This window comes from Pseudomonas agronomica (genome assembly GCF_025917275.1).
Lineage (GTDB): Bacteria > Pseudomonadota > Gammaproteobacteria > Pseudomonadales > Pseudomonadaceae > Aquipseudomonas > Aquipseudomonas agronomica.
On record NZ_JAOSHO010000514.1, the window covers coordinates 1 to 3425 of the forward strand.

Genomic DNA, 3425 nt, shown 5'->3' on the forward strand with positions numbered 1-3425 from the left:
CAGCGCCAGTTGCGGGCGGCCACCCTGGGTCAGCCAGCGCTCGCATTCCTCGCGGTTGCGCGCGGTCCACACCCGGCAACCCCAGCGAGTCAGCAGGCTGTCCATGCCAATCAGGATGCTGTCTTCGTTGTCCACGCACAGCACCTGCGCTCCGCTGGGCAAGTGACCGTTGGGCTCGACCACGACAGTGGGCGCCACGACTTGCGTGCTGGCCAGCGGTACGCTGACGCTGAACACACTGCCGCGCCCCGGCCAGGAGCGTACGCGCAATGTGTGGCCAAGCACGCGGCACAGCCCATCAGCGATCGCCAGGCCCAGTCCGAGGCCTTTTTCGGCGCGGGTCTGATGGCTGTCGAGGCGTTTGAACTCTTCGAAAATCACCTGCTGTTTGTCTTCGGCGATGCCCGGCCCTCGATCCCAGACCTCCAGGCACAACTCACCGTCTCGGCGGCGTACGCCCAGCAGCACCGGCCCCTTGGCGTAGCGGAAGGCGTTGGTGAGGAAGTTCTGCAGAACGCGCCGCAGCAACTTGATGTCGCTGTCGACCCGCAACCGCGAACCACGAACCCGGAATTTCAGGCCTTGCTCCTGGGCCAGCGCCGTGAATTCGGCGCCCAGGGTGTCGAACAAATCGTTGAGGGCGAACGGCTTGCGGTCGGGGTTGATCTTGCCGTTTTCCAGCCGGGAAATGTCCAGCAGGTCAGTGATCAGGTCCTCGGCTGAGCGCAATGAGCTGTCCAGATGCTGGACCAACTGCCGGGCCTCGCTCGGCAAGCCGTCGTGCTGGTGGGACAACGCGGCGGAGAACAGTCGCGCGGCGTTGAGCGGTTGCATCAGGTCATGGCTGACAGCGGCAAGGAAGCGGGTCTTGGATTGGTACGCGGATTCGGCCGTGCTCTTGGCTTCGGTCAGGGCCAGGTTCAGTTGCGACAGTTCGCGGGTGCGTTCGGCCACCCGTTGCTCCAGCCCTTCGTTGGCTTCGGTCAAGGCCTGGGCAGCTTCGCGGAACGCGGTGATGTCGGTGAAACTCATGACAAAACCGCCGCCGGGCATCGGGTTGCCGATCAGCTCGATCACCCGGCCGTTGGGGAATAACCGTTCCGAGGTGTGCGCGCGGCCCTGGCGCATCCAGTGCAGGCGCCGGGCGACATGGACTTCCGCCTCGCCCGGGCCACAGAGGCCGCGCTCGGCGTTGTAGCGGATGATGTCGGCGATCGGCCGACCGACGCTGATCAAGCCGTCGGGGTAGTTGAACAATTCCAGGTACCGGCGGTTCCACGCCACCAGCCGCAGGGACTGATCGACCACGCTGATGCCTTGGGTGATGTTTTCGATGGCGCCTTGCAGCAGGGCCCGGTTGAATTGCAGCACCTCGGACGCTTCGTCGGCGATCCGCACGACGTCTTCCAGTTGCATCTCCCGGCCTTCGATGGCCGCCTTCACCACCGCGCGCGTCGATGAGGCCCCCAGCACACCGGCCAACAGTCGCTCGGTGTGGGCGATCCATTCGCTGTCGGCGTTCTGGCTCGGATTGAAGCCTTTGCCTTGGCGATAGGCAAAGCGGATGAAACTCTGACGCGCCCGTTCTTCGCCGACGAAGCGGGCGGCAAGTTGCAACAGATCATCGATCTGCACCGCCAGCATGGAGCGTGGATTGGGTCGGGCGCTGATCTCTTGGCCAATGAAACGCCCGGCCTGCCAATGCTCCGACACGCGCGTGCGCGACAGGACCGAGACCCAGGCGAACAAAATGAAATTGCCGGCCAGGGACAGGACGACGCCTTGGGTCAACGGCGTGATCGGCAGGTTCAGTGGGTTGCCATGCAGCCAGGCCAGACCGGGGAAACTGCCCAGCGACCAGCCCAGGCTATGGGCGGCGATCGGCAGCACCAGGGTGTAGAACCAGAGGAATATGCCCATGGCGAGGCCGGCAAACACACCGCGCCGGTTTGCCTGTTTCCAGTACAGCGCGCCGAGCATGGCGGGCGCCAGTTGCGTCACGGCGGCGAAGGCGATCTGGCCGATGGTCGCCAGGCTCGCTGTCGAACCCAGCAATCGATAGCTGACGTAGGCCAGCAGGAGGATCACGACAATACTCACCCGGCGGACCGACAGCATCCATTGGCGGAACACTTCAAAGGGACGCTCGGCGTTGTTGCGGCGCAACAGCCAGGGCAGCAGCATGTCATTGGAGACCATGGTCGACAGCGCGACACTCGCGACGATCACCATGCCGGTGGCGGCCGAGGCGCCGCCGATGAAGGCCAGCACCGCCAGCGCCGGATGGGCCTGGGCCAGTGGCAGGCTGATGACGAACGAGTCCGGCAACACCGAGCTGGGCAACATCATTTGGCCGGCGAGGGCGATCGGCACGACGAACAGCGCCGCCAGGGCCAGGTAGGCGGGGAACACCCATTTGGCCAGGCGCAGGTCCTGGGGGTCGATGTTCTCGACCACGGTGACGTGAAACTGCCGCGGCAGGCAGATGATCGCCATCATCGCCACCCCGGTCTGCACCACCATGGATGGCCAGTTGATGGTTTCTTTCCAGTACTGCTCCAGTCGCGGCGCCAGCATTGCTTGGTTGAACAGGTCGTCGAAGCCGTCATAAAGGCCGAACGTGACGAACGCGCCGACCGCCAGGAAGGCGAACAGCTTGACCAGGGATTCAAAGGCAATCGCCAGCACCATGCCGCGGTGGTGCTCGGTGGCGTCGAGGTTGCGGGTGCCGAAGACGATCGTGAACAGTGCCAGGATCAGCGAGACGATCAACGCCGTGTCCTGCGCCCGGGTGCCCATGGCGTCGGCACCGGCACCGATCAACAGGTTCACCCCGAGCACGATGCCCTTGAGCTGCAAGGCAATGTAGGGCAGCACGCCGACCAGGCAGATCAGGGCTACCACCACCGCCAGGGATTGGGACTTGCCATAGCGGGCGGCGATGAAGTCGGCGATGGAGGTGATGTTCTCCTGCTTGCTGATCATCACCATCTTCTGCAGGACCCACGGCGCCAACACCATCAACAGGATCGGCCCGAGGTAGATCGGCAGGAAGGCCCAGAGTTGTTCGGCGGCCTGGCCCACTGCGCCAAAGAACGTCCAACTGGTGCAATACACCGCCAGCGACAGGCTATAGACCCACGCCCGCACGCGCGGCGGCAGCGGCGTGCTGCGTCGGTCGCCGTAGAAGGCGATGGCGAACATGATGGCCATATAGGCCAGGGCGACAACGGCGATCAGCCCGCTGGACAGCGACATGGAAACTCCCAGACAAATACGTCCGGGCTTGAGCCCGGCAAGACAGTCTCGCATGCCCGCTCGGGTTCGTCAGTGTCGACCAAGGTCGAGGCGTGGCGGGGTGTCGCGGGTGGGATTTTTTTATGCAGCGATGTTGCCGGCCTCATCGCGAGCAAGCTCGCTCCCAC

Annotated in this window: 1 protein-coding gene; it reads right to left on the reverse strand. The window is 64.4% G+C overall.

From position 1 onward, the window contains the following. Positions 1–3258, reverse strand: a 3258-nt coding sequence (locus OC610_RS23675; protein WP_264431284.1) for a PAS-domain containing protein, incomplete at its 3' end; no start/stop codon positions are given. Between the last annotated feature and the right edge of the window lie 167 nt (positions 3259–3425).